This window comes from Actinoplanes sp. DH11, from assembly GCF_020873875.1.
GTDB lineage: Bacteria > Actinomycetota > Actinomycetes > Mycobacteriales > Micromonosporaceae > Actinoplanes.
Window position 1 is genome coordinate 418,113 of sequence record NZ_JAHWGU010000002.1, and the last position, 14,912, is coordinate 433,024.

Here is a 14,912-nt window from a genome sequence, read left to right on the forward strand (position 1 = left end):
TTCAAGCATGACAAAGAACGAAAAGCGCCGCGAGTGGACCCTCTATTTTCTGGTCCCGCTGGCCATTCACGCTCTCCTCAGCGCATTGACCCTGACCGAACCATTCGCGAACGGTCCGCTGGCGCACTTCTCCGTACGGTTCAGCATCGCTGTCGTGGTCACGGCGGTCGTCGCCGCCATCGCCTCGGTACGCCGCTCGGCCCGATCGACGACGCATCGCCCCGCCGATTGACATTTCTGAAATGGGGTCGCGGCATCGAGCCGGTAACAGTCACGGCGCGGACGAGTCGGCAGTCAGTCCAAAATCGACGCGGGGGTCGAGGCTCATCCAGTTGTCCCGGGCGGCCGCGGCGGCGCCGTCGGCGTCCCGCGCCTCGCACAGGTCGATGATGCGGTCGTGCAGGGCCACCGAGCCACGCCCGCTGACCGAGGCGAAGCGCAGCCGCTCCAGCCGCCGCAGCACCGGCGTGAACTGCTCCAGCACCGCGCACAGCGCCGGATTGGCGGCGGCGATCACCGGGATGTTGTGGAACTCGTCGTCCGAGGCGATCGCCGCGTCGACGTCGTCGGCCTTCAGGGCGGCCGCGAAACGCGCGTTCGCCGCCCGCATCGCGGTGATCTCCTCGGCCGACAGCGTGGGCACCGCCTCCCGGACGGCGAGCTCGTGCATCGCCGCGGTGACGGTCTGCGCGGCCCGCGCGGCCTGGACGTCGAGCGGGCTGACCATCGTGTAACGGCCCGGCTTGGTCTGCACCAGGCCGGTCTCCTCGAGCCTGGTCAACGCCTCCCGCACCGGGGTGCGGCTCACGCCCAGCCATTGCGCCAGTTCACCGTCGTTGAGCCGCTCTCCCGGCTGCAACGTCCCGTCGACGATCGCGTCCCGGATCGAGCGGTACGCGTTCTCCCGCAGCAAGGTCCGCGAGATGACCCCGACACGCTGCGGAATTGGCATGCAACATATTCCACACCGCATGGCGCAGTACGTCAACGAGCCACACGCCACTCCACGCATCACGACGCCCGGCTCAGGACCAGGCCTCCACCGCTGACCTGGCGCGCAGTAGCCCGACGACTCGGACTTCGACGGCGTCGGCGTCGGCTCGTCGGCGTGCGTCCTGAGAGCATTCAGGATGTCCGAGGACGGGAAGTTGGAAGGGGCGACCATGGTAAATCACCTTCAATCAGCACGGGTACGCCGGGAGACCTACATCGGCCCGTGGTTGCCCGAACCTGTCGACACGTCGGCCGACCCCTACCTGGGTGCGGAGACCGGCGACGCCCTCGAGTTGGCCGTGCTGATGCTGCTCGAGAAGTTGACGCCCACCGAGCGGGCGGCCTACGTGCTGCGGGAGGCGTTCGATTATCCGTACGCGAAGATCGCCGTCATTCTGCGGACCAGCGATACCGCCGTACGCCAGCTGGTGAGCCGGGCCCGCAAGCATGTGACAGGCGAGCGGAAGGCGCCCGTCGACGTCGTGGCCCAGCGTGAGCTGCTGAGCACGTTCATCACAGCGGCCCGCGCCGGCGATCTCGCGGGCCTGGAGAAACTGTTCGCGGCCGGCGTCGCCAGCATCACCGACGGCAACGGTGCCAAGCACGCCGCCCGCCGGGTGGTCGAGGGCGCGACCCCGGTCGCGACGTTCGTCGCGGCGTTCCGCTGAGCGCGCCGCACCCGACGGCAGACGGCCCGCACCATCCGGTGCGGGCCGTCGCTCGACCGCCTACTTCCTGGCCGCGAGCCACTCCCGGAAAGTGGTCGTGGCGAGGTGGGCGTCCCCCTTCGCGATAAGCGCGTCGCCCGGCACCGCGGCGAACATGCCCGCCGCCGGGTCCACCACGATCTGGCGCTTGTCACCGTTCGCCTCGAGCGCGATCCGGCCGAGCTCGTCGAGCGTGAACACCTCCGGGCCGGCGACGTCGCGGTAGCCGTTGAGCGGCGCACCGACACTCACCTCGGCCACTTCGGCGGCGATGTCGGCCGAGGCGAGCGGCTGCACCGGCGTGGCGGGCAGGCGCACGGTGTTCTCGTCGGAGGTCCACGACAGCACCGCGGGCACGAACTCGAAGAACTGTGTGGCCCGCACGATCGACCACGGCACCGGTCCGGCCTTGAGGATGTCCTCCTGCAACACCTTGGCCCGGTAGTAGTCCAGGCCGGGCACCTGGTCGACCCCGACGATCGACAGGATCACCGCGTGCCCGACGTCCTGGCGCCGAGCGGCGGCCACCATGTTCTCCATCGTCGTACGGAAGAAGTCCGGCGACCTGTCGTCGAAGGTGGGCGAGTTGGTCAGGTTCACCACCACGCCGGCACCCTTCAGACCGTCGTCGAGCCCTTCGCCGCTGAGCAGGTCGACACCGCTCGACGGCGACAGCGGCACCGCCTCGTGCCCCTGCTCGGTGAGCAGCCTGACGACCTGGGAGCCGATGAGACCGGTCCCGCCCAGCACTGCGATCTTCATACGAACCACAACCCTTCGCTGTCACTGCCTTGTCAACACGTTGACCGGACAGCCCCGCGAGTTGTGACATGCGCCGGCACCGCGAGTTGTGACATGCGCCGGCACCGCGTGTTGTGACATGCGCCGGCGCCGCGTGTTGTGACATGCGCCGGCACCGCGTGTTGTGACATGCGCCGGCACCGCGTGCCCCCGTGCCGGCCTTCGCTCCACGCAGCCGCGCCGCCGTCCGCTTACGAGCAGCTGTGGGCCGAGGTCCGCCCGTCGTGACCGGACCGGCCAGCTGAGCGACGCAGCACGGAACGGCGCGAAATGATCAGTAAATACGGTGAAGAATGCGCCCGCGCGGGCCGGGCAACATCCCCGAAACCTTGGCCGACCATAAAGTCAGCAATCGTAGTCAGTCAATGCTTCTGGTTTGCAGGAATGTTGCAGTGGCACCAACCGTAAACGTCTTGCCAAGGCATCGGCACTTCTTCTAACCTCACCCGAGGAAAGCGCTTTCCCCCCGCTAGAGGCGCTCGCCCATCCCCACACGAAGGTGAGAGATCAATGAGAAGACCCGTCGCTCTGCGATGGATCGCCGTGACGGCCACCGCTGTCACGACCGCCGCGACCATGGTGGCCCTGACGTCGACGCAGGCCCTGGCCGCGGACAATTTGAGCCTCGGCGCGGGCGCCGACGGTTCCAGCAAGGCCAGCGGCACCAGTTACGGCAATGTCCGCGACGGCAACACCGGCACCCACTGGGCGCCGGCCGGCGCGACGGGCTACGTCTCGGTCAAGTGGGGCAGCGCCACGACGGTGTCCTCGGCCGTCGTCAAGCAGGCATCCGGCGGCGGCTCCATCAGCGCCTGGCGGCTGCTCAATGCCGACTCGGGAAGTGTTCTCGCCGGCGGCAGCGGCAGCCCGAGCACCATCACCTTCTCCTCGACGTCGCTGAAGAAGCTGACGTTCGAGATCACCAGCGCGTCCGGTGCGCCGCGGATCGCCGAGTTGGAGACGTACAACGGCGGCTCGACCCCCACCAGCAGTCCCACCGCGAGCCCGACAAGCAGTCCCACCGCCGGCCCGAGCCCGACCAGCGGCACCGGCACCCCGACCGGCGCGTGGCCGTCGTCGGCCGGCTCAGTGACGATCAACGGCACGGTCTCCGTCTCCGGCACGTTCGACGGCGGCATGAAGACCTACTGCTGCATCGGTGACGGCTCACAGGGCGAATCACAGGACCCGATGTTCAAGATCGCCAACGGCGGCACCCTGCAGAACGTCATCCTCGGCTCCCCGGCCGGCGACGGCGTGCACTGCGAGGGCACCTGCACCATCCGCAACGTGTGGTGGAACGACATCGGCGAGGACGCCGCGACCTTCAAGGGCACCGGCGGCGGAACCAGTTACGTCATCGGCGGCGGCGCCCGGTCGGGCAGCGACAAGACGTTCCAGCACAACGGCAACGGCACGGTCAGCATCTCCGGCTTCTACCTCAGCGGCTCCGGCAAGCTGTACCGGGGCTGCGGCAACTGCACCAGCTCGTACCAGCGCCACGTGAAGATCGACAACGTGCTGCTGAACAACATCGACATGGTGGCCGGCATCAACAGCAACTGGGGCGACACCGCCACGATCACCCGGGTCACGCTGACCAGCAGCTCCGGGGCCACGGTCTGCGGCAAGTACCAGGGCGTCGCCAAGGGCAGCGAGCCGAAATACCTCGGCGAGGGCTGGAACGACGCCAACTGCAAGGTCAACCGCAGCGACGTCACGTTCAAGTAGGCCCGGACCCGCGGAGGCCGCCGGCACCTCGATGGAGGTGCCGGCGGCCTCTACCGTCCCCTTCCCCGATCAGCAGGCGTACGGATAGACGAAGTACGTGGTGGTGGCACCGATGAAGTGCTGGCCCGCCCCGAGGTCGGGTGATTGACGGTAGGACAGTCCGCCGTTGTCGGATCGGTACTGAACAGTGCAGTAACCCTGGCCGGTGAACCATCCACCCGTGGTGCCCCAGGCGAAGTAGGTGTCGCTGAACCGGTAGGCGGGCAGTTTCCGGTCGTACCAGCCCTCCTGGTACTGGCCGTCGGCGCGCTTCTTACGGATGACGCCGATCGCGCCGTGCCATCCGTTGTAGACGTAGTTCGTCGGGGCGAGAGCGCGGCGCGGCGGGAGCGTCGCCATGATCCGGCGCAGGGCCGCATCGGCCTCCTCGGAGCTGCGGGCCACGCCGGCGAGCGCCGGCAGCGGTGACGCGGCCTCCGCGACACCCGCCGTCGACAACGCGAGAGCGACCGACGTGGTGAGGGCTGCCAGCCAACGGAACCGTTTCATCGCCAACTCCGTCCGGTTTCTGCCCGGCGCCGTGCCGGACGGAGCAACTGTATCGATGAGTGACAATGTTTTGTTCGATCATCGAGCAGACGGCCGAGCGGCGGCGCTGCGGTGGGAGGCCGCAGCGGCGCCGATGGTCAGCGATGGTCAGCGGATGACCGGGGTGTCGGTCGGGTTACCGCCGTAAAGGTGCTGGGCCAGGATCTGGTCACCGGTCCGGATGTTCTTGATGTGCCACTGACCGTTGCTCTTGCGGTAGACGCCGATCTCGCTGAACCCGTCACCGTTGTAGTCAGCGGCCACCGGAACATCCGACGGATCCCCGCCGTACGAGTGCTGCGCCAGCAGCTGGTCCCCGGTCCGGTAACTCTTCACGTGCCACTGACCGTTGCCCTTGCGGTACACCCCGAAATCGTCGTACCCGTCACCATCGAAATCACCGACCACCGGCAGATCCGACGGGTCACCACCGTACGAGTGCTGGGCCAGCAACTGCTGACCGTTGCGCACACTCTTCACGTGCCACTGACCGACAGCCTGCCGGTAGACACCGATCTCGTCGAACCCGTCGTTGTTGAAGTCCCCCACCACCGGAATGTCGCTCGGTGCCCCGCCGTACGAATGCTGCGCCAGGATCTGCTCACCGGTCCGGTAACTCTTCACATGCCACTGACCGTTGCCCTTGCGGTACACCCCGAAATCGTCGAACCCGTCACCATCGAAATCACCGACCACCGGGATGTCCGACGGATCCCCGCCGTACGAATGCTGCGCCAGCAACTGCTGACCGTTGCGCACGTTCTTCACATGCCACTGACCCACAGCCTTGCGATACACCCCGATCTCGTTGACACCGTCACCGTTGAAGTCACCCGACACCGGAACATCCGACGGATCCCCGCCGTACGCATGACTGCCCACGATCTGATCACCGGTCGCCACACTCTTGATGTTCCACAACCCGTTCCCCGTCCGATACAACGCGATCTCCGCCCGACCATCACCGTCGAAATCGCCGGCCGTCGTGTTGTTGCGGCCCGCCGTCCACCAGGTGGTCTGCTTGCGGGCGCCGGGCCAGCTGAAGCTGAAGTGGATGTGGTCGGTGTGCGCGCTCTCGCCGCTGTACGGCTGCCAGCCGGCCGAGGCCTCGCTGGCGTGCCAGATCTGCCGGTTCCAGATCAGGTACATGATGCCGAGGCGCCGGGCGTTGGCGTGCTTGTTGCCGTGCACATCGGTGGCGAGCAGCCAGTTCAGGATGGAGTCGGCGATCGCCTTCTGGGACGCGTTGTTGACGTTCAGCATGTAGTCGAGCGCCCGGCCCTCCTTGTGCTCACTGCGTCCGCCCTCGCCGCAGTCCCGGGTGAAGTAACCGGTGTGGTCGCCGTAGGTCTGGTCCAGCAGTGCCTGCAGCGCGACCGGTCCGGGCTTCGCGACCGGGTCGCAGGTGCTCTGCCCGTCGGAGGCCGCGTAGGCGTCGATGGCCGGCCCGAAGTTCGGCGTCTTCGGCACCCGCGGGTCGGCTGCCGCGACCCGCAGCGCCGACGAGCCGGCGCTCCGGTTGGAACCGTCGGTCAGCAGGGCCTCGGCGAACTCGCTCTCGCCCTCGATGACGGCCGGCTTGGGCGGGTCTGCCGCGAACGCGGGGGCCGCGGCGAGCGGGCTGAGCACGGAGCACGCGGCGGCCAGCAGCGCGGCCTTGTACGTGCGGCGCATGAAGATGTTCACGGTGATTCTCCCCAAAGTTCTCGGAACGGTTTCACAACAAGCGCCACCGCGTTAATCGCGGCGTACTGAGAATGGTGGTGTTGATGAGCTTCCGAATGGCGTCGTCGGATTCGAATTGATCCATTGCGACGGTGAAAGCGGCGATGCGGAGGCATTCATCTCCCCGGCAGACCCGGAGATGCTCGACCGGATCCGTCATCGAACGGTGGTGCCATAACCGGCTGCGCATCCATTCCGGGGCGATGTCCACCCGGCCTTTTAATGGCGCGATACGGGCTATGGACAGGAGCATCAGGGTGCCGTGGATCCCCAGCCGAAGCCGGCCATCGTCGCGTCCGCGGCGGCGCCGAGCCCGAACTCTCCCGGCAGCGCACCGGCGAGTGCGTCCATCGGGTCGCCGGTGATCGCCGCCGCGGCAACCGCCGCCGCGCCGACGAGAATGGCGATCCGGCGGACCAGGACAGTGGGCGCAAGACTCCGGAAGGCAAACATGATTCAGTCCCCGTTCTGAAGCATTTGATTGACTCCCGGCTTTCCGTTCTCGCCGGGGCTGACTCAATGATTGCTTTCGGAGAGGCCGAAGTCAGTACCTGCGACCCGGCGTGATCACGCCTGGCGTATTGACGCCCACCGTAGATCGTTTAGGGTGTTGGTACGCGGCACGGGGGCTGCGGAAAGGGTGATTCATGTTCACTGAGCTGGGTCTGACCACATGGGACGAGACGGTCTATCGAGCAATGCTCCACAGTCCGCGGGCCGGGGTGGCGCAGCTCGCCGCGCAGCTCGCCGCCGACGAAGCGGCGATTCGCGAAGCACTCGACCGGCTTCTCGATCTGGCGTTGGTGCGCAGTTCGGACGACGGGTTGTCGGTGGTCCGGCCACTGGCCGGCCTGACGTCGCTGCTGGACCGCGCGGAACGCGAGATCACTCTCCGGCAGCGCCAGCTGGAAGCGACACGGGTGTCGATCACCAGCTTCGCCACCGAGTTCTCCCACCAGGCCGACGTCGACCTGATCGTCCGGCTGGAAGGCATCGACGCGGTCCGGGACCGGCTCATCGAGCTGGCACAGGAGGCGGAGCGGGACTGCCTGAGCTTCAACAGCGGCGGCGCGCAGGCGCCGGACATCATCGACGCCGAGAAGCCGCTCAACCAGCTCGCCCTCGAACGCGGCGTGCAGATCCGCGACCTGTACCAGGAGAGCTTCCGCAACGATCCCGGCACGCTGGCGCACGCCGAGTGGATGTCCGGACTCGGCGGACACTCCCGGACCGTGCCGACCCTGCCGATGCGCCTGGTCATCGTCGACCAGCGGACCGCTCTCGTACCCATCGACCCGGCTGACCCGCGCGCCGGCGCCCTGGAGATCAGCACACCGGGCGTGGTGGCCGGGCTGATCGCCCTCTTCGAACAGGTCTGGGCGTCGGGCCGCCCGTTCGGCGAGCCGGACGCTCCCGGCCAGGACGGCCTGACCAGCTACGAGCGGAGCCTGCTGGAACTGCTCGCCGAGGGACACACCGACGAGTCGGCCGGCCGCAAACTGGCGATCTCCACCCGCAGCGTCCAGCGGACCATGATGGCCCTGACCCAGCGCCTCGGCGTGAGCAGCCGGTTCCAGGCCGGCGTCGAGGCGACCCGCAAGGGATGGGTGCGTCAGTAGAACGACTGCGATTGATGGGCTTGATTGCTTCAACAGCCCAGCGCGCGATGAGAGTATGTGGCGGCAGAGCAAGACAGCCGGAAGCTCGGCGGTGGCGAGCGATGGAGCCGCCGGGCATCGCATCGAGGGGGAGATGCTGCCGTGACGTCCTTGTCCGTGCGCCTGAAAGCAGCGCTGGTCGCCGTCGGAGTGGTCGTGGCGAGCGCAGCCGTACCGTCGCCCGCTTCCGGCACGAAGCATGACGGCGGCTATTCGGCCCTGATCCGCCGGGCCTCCTACGGCGTCCCGCACATCACCGCCGACGACTTCGGCAGCCTCGGTTTCGGCGTCGGCCACGTGCAGGCCGAGGACAACATCTGCGTGATCGCCGAGAGTGTGGTGACGGCCAACGGTGAGCGGTCGCGGTGGTTCGGTGCGGCCGGGCCGGACGACGCCAACGTGCGCAGCGACCTCTTCTACCGCAAGGCGATCGACGATCGTGTCGCCGAGCGGCTGCTCCAGGGGCGCCGTGACGGTGTGCAGTCACCGTCCGACGACGTCCGTGACCAGATCCGCGGCTTCGTCGCCGGCTACAACCATTTCCTGCGCCGTACCGGCGTGCAACGCCTCACCGATCCGGCGTGCCGCGGCAAGGCCTGGGTGCGCCCGCTCACCGAGATCGACGTGTGGCGTACGTCGTGGGACAGCATGGTCCGGGCCGGCTCCCGGGCACTGCTCGACGGCATCGTCACCGCGACGCCACCGACAGCCGCCGGGCCCGCGGCGGCCCCGGAGACTCCTGACGCCGCCGCGGTCGTTGCCGCTCTCGACGGGGCGAGCGCCGGCATCGGCAGCAACGCCTACGGCCTCGGCGCGCAGGCCACCACGAACGGCAACGGGATGGTGCTGGCCAACCCGCACTTCCCGTGGCAGGGCGCCGAACGGTTCTACCGGATGCACCTCAAGGTCCCCGGCCGCTACGACGTCGAGGGTGCCGCGCTGATCGGCGACCCGATCATCGAGATCGGGCACAACCGCACCGTCGCCTGGAGCCACACCGTCTCCACCGCGCGCCGGTTCGTGTGGCACCGCCTGAGCCTCGTGTCCGGGGACCCCACCTCCTACTACGTCGACGGCCGGCCCGAGCGGATGGGCACCCGCACGGTGACGGTGCAGACCGGCAGCGGCGCGGTCAGCCGTACTTTCCACGACACCCGCTACGGCCCGGTGGCCGTGGTGCCGGGCACCTTCGACTGGACGCCGGCCACCGCGTACGCCATCACCGACGTCAACGCGGCCAACAACCGCGCCTTCGACGGGTGGTTGCGGATGGGCCAGGCCAAGGACGTCCGAGCGCTCAAGCAGGTTCTCGACCGGTACCAGTTCCTGCCCTGGGTCAACGTGATCGCGGCCGACGCGCGCGGCGAGGCGCTCTACGGCGATCATTCGGTCGTTCCCCGGGTGACCGATGCGCTCGCGACCGCCTGCATCCCGGCGCCGTTCCAGCCGCTCTACGCCGCCAGCGGCCAGGCGGTCCTGGACGGCTCCCGGTCGGACTGCGGGCTCGGCGCCGACCCCGACGCCGCAGTCCCGGGCATTCTCGGCCCGGCCAACCTGCCGGTGCGGTTCCGCGACGACTACGTCACCAACTCCAACGACAGTCACTGGCTGGCCAGCCCGGCGGCGCCGCTGGAGGGCTTCCCGCGGATCCTCGGCAGCGAACGCACCCAGCGCAGCCTGCGTACCCGGCTCGGGCTCGACCAGATCCAGCAGCGCCTCGCCGGCACGGACGGCCTGCGCGGCAAGGGCTTCACCACCGCCCGCCTCTGGAACGTCACGTTCGGCAACCGGGTGCACGGCGCCGAACTTGTCCGCGACGACCTGGTCGCGCTCTGCCGCCGGGAGCCGACCGCGACCGCCTCGAACGGCGCGACCGTCGATCTCACCGCGGCCTGCGAGGCGCTGTCCCGCTTCGACCTGCGTGTCGACCTGGACAGCCGGGGCGCGCACCTGTTCACCGAGTTCGCCTTGGCGGGCGGAATCAGGTTCGCCGACACCTTCGACGCCACCGACCCGGTGCGCACACCGCGCCGTCTCAACACCACAGATCCACGGGTACGGGCAGCGCTCGCCGACGCCGTGCAACGGCTCGCCGGCATCCCGCTCGACGCGAAGCTGGGCGACATCCACACCGACAGCCGTGGCGAACGGCGCATCCCCATCCACGGCGGCCGCGGCGAGGCCGGCGTCTTCAACGTGATCACCAACCCGCTCGTGCCGGGCGTGGGGTACCCGCAGGTCGTACACGGAACGTCGTTCGTGATGGCGGTCGAGCTCGGCCGCAACGGCCCGTCGGGCCGGCAGATCCTGACCTATTCACAGTCGACGAACCCGAACTCACCCTGGTACGCCGACCAGACCCAGCTCTACTCGCGGAAGGGCTGGGACACCATCAAGTACACCGAGGCGCAGATCGCGGCCGACCCGAACCTGCGCGTCTTCCGGGTGACGCAGCGGGGACGCTGACACACGTACGGGCCGAGCGGGCGGACACCGGCGGCGACGGCGCTGAACCCTGAGCTTCGCTCGCCGGACGCTCGGGGGCTCCCATCCACGCACGGACGGGCCCGTCGAGGACGGAAGCGCCGTCTCAGGAACGTCTCGGCTCGCGGCTCTCCCAGAAGAGTCTTTCCGGCCGGTCCGGGTCGAGAACGATCTTGCATCGGGCGTCGATCCACATCGTGGCACGGCTGTTCGGCGTGTAGGCCGGCCACGCCGGCACCCGCGGCGCGTTCGGGCGGCCGTCGCGGGCGAAGCCCGCCCACAGCGCGCTCATGTGCCGGGCGGTCGCCCGCTCGCCGGCCGGCTGGTCGTCGGGGGTGTTGGCGAGCTTCAGGGGGATGTCGGCGGCGTGCGGCGACCCGAGCGGGAAGTCGGTGCCCGGCACGAGGGCCGGGTCCGGGTAGGCGAGCTGATACATGTACACCGGTGCCCGGCGCTGCGCGACCTTGGCTTCGGCGATCTTGATGGCGTCGCGCCAGATCGGTGAGGTGGTGATCGCGAAGTAGAGCTGCGCCGGAGTGGCGGCGGGCCGCGACGTGCGGAAGGTGGCGATGATCCGGTCGAGTTCGGTGCCCTGGTAGGTGCGGCTCAGCTCGCGGCGCAGGCCTGCGTCGTCGATGCGGAAGATGTCCGGTGGGCCGAACAGACTGAAGAAGACTGTCTCGTCGCGGGTGGTGCCGACCATCAGCGGCTTGCCGGCGGACCAGGGTGCGGCGCCGTCGGCGAACGGGTGGCGCGGGATGACGTGGCCGTCGACGAAGGCGCCGAAGCCGGGCAGCGGGTCGGGTTCGCCCCACGGCGCGACACCGTTCGCGGCCTCGGACTGCTGAATCTCCAGCAACCGGGCGGCCGGGATCTCGTGCAAGCGAGGGATGTCCGCCCGGGTCAGGCCGAGCAGGTGCAGGGTGCGCTCGGCGCGGGCGCCTGCGCCGTCGCGGGTGGGGAAGCGCAGCGGCGCGGCGCTCTCGATCGACGCCTTGTGGAACAGCCGGGCCGCGGACGGCATGGTGCAGACGGCTGCGGTCTTGGCGCCGCCGCCACTCTCGCCCCAGACCATGATGTTGTCCGGATCGCCGCCGAAGTTGTCGATGTTCTCCGCCGTCCAGCGCAGCGCGGCGCGGATGTCCAGCATGCCCTGGTTCGCGGCGTAGTCAGCACGGGTGAGGTCGTCGAGGAACAGGTAACCGAGCAGTCCCAGCCGATGGTTGGACTCGACGACCACCACGTCGTAGAGCTTGGCCAGGCGGCTGCCGTCCTGACCGGTGGCGGAGCCGGAGCCGATCATGTAGCCGCCGCCGTGGTTGTAGAACATCACCGGCCGGCGCCGGCGGTCGGCTGCCGGGGTCCAGATGTTGAGGTAGAGGCAGTCCTCCGACGGTGCCGGCATCCGGCCGTTGCCGGTCGGCCCCATCTCACCGCCCGGCGCCTGGAAGGCCGGGTGGGGGAAGTCGACCGCGTCACGCACGCCGGACCACGGCCGGGGCGGCTTCGGGGCCCGGAAACGCAGCTCGCCCAGTGGCGGGGTCGCATAGGGGACGCCGAGAAACTTGACGATGCCGTCCTCGCGCCGCCCGCGCACCCGGCCGTAGCGGGTGGCCGCGACGTCGCGTCGTCCGCCGTGGGCGTGCGCCGGCGCCGGCATGCTGACGGCGGCGGCCACGGACAGCGACCCGCCGATCAAGGTTCTCCGGGTCATTCGCGTATCCATGATCAGACCTCTTCTTTCCGGACATCGCCGTTAGTGATTGTTTTGTAACGTTTCATCGAGTGGGGTGGGCGCGCGCCGGCTGTTGGCATTGATTGACGCACGCAGCGGCCCCCACGGATGCCGCAGGGCCTCATCGCTGGACAACGTTTCTCGCGTGTTAGCCGAACATAGACATCGTTACCTCGACGGTCAAGGCGGATTCGAGCGGTTGAGCGAATGTTTGCCGCTTGACGTGGATAACGTTTTTCATCCAGCATCATCGATGTCCTACTCATGAAACAGCGGCTGGCGAGTAGCCGCAGCCACGCCCCAGGAGGAACCCGATGTCAGACGAGAACCGCATGCCGTCCGCGAGCCGGCGGTCATCGATCACGCTCGTACGACGAGCACTCACCGCGATCGCCCTCACCGCCGGCCTGGCCGCCACCTCTGCGGCGCAGCCCGCCTCGGCCGCAGCCAATCCGTACCAGCGCGGCCCGGCCCCGACCGCCGCAAGCGTGGCAGCGGTGACCGGACCGTTCGCCACCGCTTCGGTCAGCGTGCCGCGCGGCAACGGCTTCGGCGGCGGTGTCATCTACTACCCGACCGACACCAGCCAGGGAACCTTCGGCGGCCTCGCCATCTCCCCGGGCCTCAACGGCACCTGGCCCGGCATCGCCTGGCTCGGCTCGCGGCTGGCCAGTCAGGGTTTCATCGTGTTCGGGATCGAAACGAACAACCTCAACGACAGCCCCACCAGCCGCGGTACGCAACTGCTCGCGGCACTGGACTACCTGGCGCAGCGCAGCTCGGTGCGCAGCCGGCTCGACCCGGGCAGACTCGCCGTCGCGGGACACTCCATGGGCGGCGGCGGCGCGCTCGACGCGGCCCTGCGGCGCCCGTCCCTCAAGGCCGCCATCGGCAACGCACCCTACCTGCCCTCGAACACCCTGGCCGGCAACCGGGTGCCGACGCTGATCTACGCGATGCAGAACGACACGCTCGTCCCACCGTCCCGGCTCACCAGCCTGTACAACACCATCCCGGCCACGACCGAGCGCGCTTACCTCGAGATCACCGGTGCCGGCCACAACTACATCGGCCAGCCGAGCACCACCCTCGCCCGCACGATGATCCCCTGGCTGAAGATCTTCATCGACAACGACACCCGGTTCAGCCAGTTCCTCTGCCCGCTGGCGGACCAGTCGGGCATCCGGCAGTACCGCAGCAGCTGCCCCCTGGTGCCGGCCACGACCCGCGCCCTGACGGCCGCAGCGGGGTGAGAGCTCCAGTCCGCCCGGCGATCGGAGCGTCACGGCGTTGGCGTCCGCTCGTCGGGGTCGGGCAACGCGTCCAGGCGGCCGGTGCGGGCGAGGCGGGCGAAGGCGTGGGCGCTGGGTTTGGGCGTTCGGGAGAAGTCGTCCCCTACGGCGATGAGCCCGAACGTCGGCCGGTAGCCCTCGCTCCACTCGAAGTTGTCGAAGGCGGACCAATGCAGGTAGCCGCGGACGTCGATACCTTCGGTGCGGGCCTGAGCCAGGGCGGCCAGGTGGGTGATGAGGTAGTCGAGACGTTCGGTGTCGTCGGTGGTGGCGATGCCGTTCTCGGTGACGTACAGCGGCAGGCCGGTTTTCGCGGCCCGGTGCAGCATCTGGCGCAGGCCGTCCGGGTGCACGGCCCAGCCCATCTGAGTCAGCGGCGTGCCGGGCGGTGGCGGGGCGAACAGGGTGGGCGAGGCCGGATCGACCCATTGTCTGCGGTAGTACTGCACGCCCAGCCAGTCGCCGGCATCAGGTCCGGTCAGTTCGTCGAGATGGCGGTCGACGATCTCGTACCGGATGGCCCGGAATCCCGCGGTCTCGGGTGCCTCGTCAGCCGGTTCCAGCAGGGGTAGCTGTACGGCGAGCCCGACCCGCGCGTCGCTGACGGCGCGGACGGCACGGACGGCGGCGAAGTGGGCGTCTAGCAGGACCTCGCCGACGCGGCGCCACTTCATCGGATTGGTGACTCCCGGTGGGTGGTAGCCCTCGAGATAGCCGTGCAGGGCGACCATCTGCGGCTCGTTGACGGTGCAGACGAACGGCACGAGGTCGCTCAGCTCGGCGGTGATGTGGCGGCAGTAGCGGGCGAAGGTGTCGACCGCGTCCGGGGCGAGCCAGCCACCGCGGGCAGCGAACCAGCGCGGCAGCGTGAAGTGGTGCAGGGTGACGAACGCGGTCATGCCGGTGCCGCGTAGTGCCGTCAGAACCCGTCGGTAGTGCAGAAGCGCGGCGCGACTGAACTCGCCGGGCGCGGGTTCGATACGTGACCATTCGATCGACAGCCGGTGGGTGTTGTGTCCCAGCGATGCCAGGAGCGCGAAGTCTTCGGCGTACCGGTGGAAATGGTCGATGCCATCGCCGGACGACGCCCGCGCGAGCGACGCCGGGTCGTGTTCGAAGTCCCACCAGTCGTTGTTGGTGTTGCCGCCCTCGACCTGGTGGGCCGAGGTGGCGCTGCCCACAGGAAGTCGTCGGGGAA

14 protein-coding genes are annotated in these 14,912 nt (G+C 68.9%); 6 read left to right on the forward strand and 8 right to left on the reverse strand.

What is annotated here, in order from left to right:
* Nucleotides 1-7 precede the first annotated feature (7 nt).
* Entirely contained in the window at nt 8-232 is a 225-nt protein-coding gene (locus tag LPA41_RS04835) for a hypothetical protein (protein ID WP_229068652.1), read from the forward strand.
* A 39-nt stretch (nt 233-271) separates the two neighbouring features.
* On the opposite strand, the gene LPA41_RS04840 is transcribed toward LPA41_RS04835, so the two are convergent.
* On the reverse strand, nt 272-952 hold the full coding sequence (locus tag LPA41_RS04840) for a GntR family transcriptional regulator (RefSeq protein ID WP_229068655.1): 681 nt from the start codon (nt 950-952) through the stop codon (nt 272-274).
* A gap of 211 nt (nt 953-1,163) precedes the next feature.
* On the opposite strand from LPA41_RS04840, the gene LPA41_RS04845 reads away from it, so the two are divergent.
* Entirely contained in the window at nt 1,164-1,661 is a 498-nt protein-coding gene (locus LPA41_RS04845; RefSeq protein ID WP_229068657.1) for a sigma factor-like helix-turn-helix DNA-binding protein, read from the forward strand.
* A 60-nt stretch (nt 1,662-1,721) separates the two neighbouring features.
* Here the strand turns inward: LPA41_RS04845 and LPA41_RS04850 are convergent, their stop codons facing one another.
* Entirely contained in the window at nt 1,722-2,462 is a 741-nt protein-coding gene (locus LPA41_RS04850; RefSeq protein WP_229068659.1) for an SDR family oxidoreductase, read from the reverse strand.
* 549 nt (nt 2,463-3,011) lie between these two features.
* Between LPA41_RS04850 and LPA41_RS04855 the strand changes: the two genes are divergently transcribed.
* Nucleotides 3,012-4,232: a pectate lyase gene (locus LPA41_RS04855; protein WP_229068660.1), complete on the forward strand. Its 1,221-nt coding sequence runs from the start codon at nt 3,012-3,014 to the stop codon at nt 4,230-4,232.
* A 69-nt stretch (nt 4,233-4,301) separates the two neighbouring features.
* On the opposite strand, the gene LPA41_RS04860 is transcribed toward LPA41_RS04855, so the two are convergent.
* The 4 genes from LPA41_RS04860 to LPA41_RS04875 form a co-directional block, all read right to left on the reverse strand.
* Nucleotides 4,302-4,781 (reverse strand): hypothetical protein, encoded by a 480-nt coding sequence (locus LPA41_RS04860; protein WP_229068662.1) that lies wholly within the window; start codon nt 4,779-4,781, stop codon nt 4,302-4,304.
* Nucleotides 4,782-4,928: 147 nt separating this feature from the next.
* Nucleotides 4,929-6,506 carry a hypothetical protein gene (locus LPA41_RS04865; RefSeq protein WP_229068664.1) on the reverse strand — a complete coding sequence of 526 codons (1,578 nt, stop codon included), beginning with the start codon at nt 6,504-6,506 and terminating at the stop codon, nt 4,929-4,931.
* Between the two features lie 31 nt (nt 6,507-6,537).
* Entirely contained in the window at nt 6,538-6,798 is a 261-nt protein-coding gene (locus LPA41_RS04870; RefSeq protein ID WP_229068666.1) for a hypothetical protein, read from the reverse strand.
* On the reverse strand, nt 6,798-6,998 hold the full coding sequence (locus LPA41_RS04875; RefSeq protein WP_229068668.1) for a hypothetical protein: 201 nt from the start codon (nt 6,996-6,998) through the stop codon (nt 6,798-6,800). Before LPA41_RS04875 ends, LPA41_RS04870 begins: the two co-directional genes overlap by 1 nt.
* A gap of 194 nt (nt 6,999-7,192) precedes the next feature.
* On the opposite strand from LPA41_RS04875, the gene LPA41_RS04880 reads away from it, so the two are divergent.
* Together LPA41_RS04880 and LPA41_RS04885 are read left to right on the forward strand one after the other, a co-directional pair.
* A complete protein-coding gene (locus LPA41_RS04880) occupies nt 7,193-8,164 on the forward strand; it encodes a helix-turn-helix transcriptional regulator (RefSeq protein ID WP_229068670.1) in 972 nt (323 codons plus the stop codon).
* A 141-nt stretch (nt 8,165-8,305) separates the two neighbouring features.
* On the forward strand, nt 8,306-10,669 hold the full coding sequence (locus tag LPA41_RS04885) for an acylase (protein WP_374238112.1): 2,364 nt from the start codon (nt 8,306-8,308) through the stop codon (nt 10,667-10,669).
* Between the two features lie 124 nt (nt 10,670-10,793).
* Here the strand turns inward: LPA41_RS04885 and LPA41_RS04890 are convergent, their stop codons facing one another.
* Nucleotides 10,794-12,401 carry a carboxylesterase/lipase family protein gene (locus LPA41_RS04890; RefSeq protein WP_229068672.1) on the reverse strand — a complete coding sequence of 536 codons (1,608 nt, stop codon included), beginning with the start codon at nt 12,399-12,401 and terminating at the stop codon, nt 10,794-10,796.
* A gap of 335 nt (nt 12,402-12,736) precedes the next feature.
* Here LPA41_RS04890 and LPA41_RS04895 point away from each other — a divergent pair, with 335 nt between their 5' ends.
* Complete coding sequence (locus tag LPA41_RS04895) at nt 12,737-13,675, forward strand: dienelactone hydrolase family protein (protein WP_229068674.1); 939 nt, start codon at nt 12,737-12,739, stop codon at nt 13,673-13,675.
* Between the two features lie 29 nt (nt 13,676-13,704).
* On the opposite strand, the gene LPA41_RS42900 is transcribed toward LPA41_RS04895, so the two are convergent.
* Nucleotides 13,705-14,895: a glycoside hydrolase family 1 protein gene (locus LPA41_RS42900; RefSeq protein ID WP_229068676.1), complete on the reverse strand. Its 1,191-nt coding sequence runs from the start codon at nt 14,893-14,895 to the stop codon at nt 13,705-13,707.
* Nucleotides 14,896-14,912: the final 17 nt, after the last annotated feature.

Bases quoted from the DNA above. Each gene is read 5' to 3' on its own strand.
- LPA41_RS04835 (WP_229068652.1), top strand. From the start codon at position 8: ATGACAAAGAACGAAAAGCGCCGCGAGTGGACCCTCTATTTTCTGGTC.
- LPA41_RS04840 (WP_229068655.1), bottom strand. From the start codon at position 952: ATGCCAATTCCGCAGCGTGTCGGGGTCATCTCGCGGACCTTGCTGCGG.
- LPA41_RS04845 (WP_229068657.1), top strand. From the start codon at position 1,164: ATGGTAAATCACCTTCAATCAGCACGGGTACGCCGGGAGACCTACATC.
- LPA41_RS04850 (WP_229068659.1), bottom strand. From the start codon at position 2,462: ATGAAGATCGCAGTGCTGGGCGGGACCGGTCTCATCGGCTCCCAGGTC.
- LPA41_RS04855 (WP_229068660.1), top strand. From the start codon at position 3,012: ATGAGAAGACCCGTCGCTCTGCGATGGATCGCCGTGACGGCCACCGCT.
- LPA41_RS04860 (WP_229068662.1), bottom strand. From the start codon at position 4,781: ATGAAACGGTTCCGTTGGCTGGCAGCCCTCACCACGTCGGTCGCTCTC.
- LPA41_RS04870 (WP_229068666.1), bottom strand. From the start codon at position 6,798: ATGCTCCTGTCCATAGCCCGTATCGCGCCATTAAAAGGCCGGGTGGAC.
- LPA41_RS04875 (WP_229068668.1), bottom strand. From the start codon at position 6,998: ATGTTTGCCTTCCGGAGTCTTGCGCCCACTGTCCTGGTCCGCCGGATC.
- LPA41_RS04880 (WP_229068670.1), top strand. From the start codon at position 7,193: ATGTTCACTGAGCTGGGTCTGACCACATGGGACGAGACGGTCTATCGA.
- LPA41_RS04890 (WP_229068672.1), bottom strand. From the start codon at position 12,401: ATGACCCGGAGAACCTTGATCGGCGGGTCGCTGTCCGTGGCCGCCGCC.
- LPA41_RS04895 (WP_229068674.1), top strand. From the start codon at position 12,737: ATGTCAGACGAGAACCGCATGCCGTCCGCGAGCCGGCGGTCATCGATC.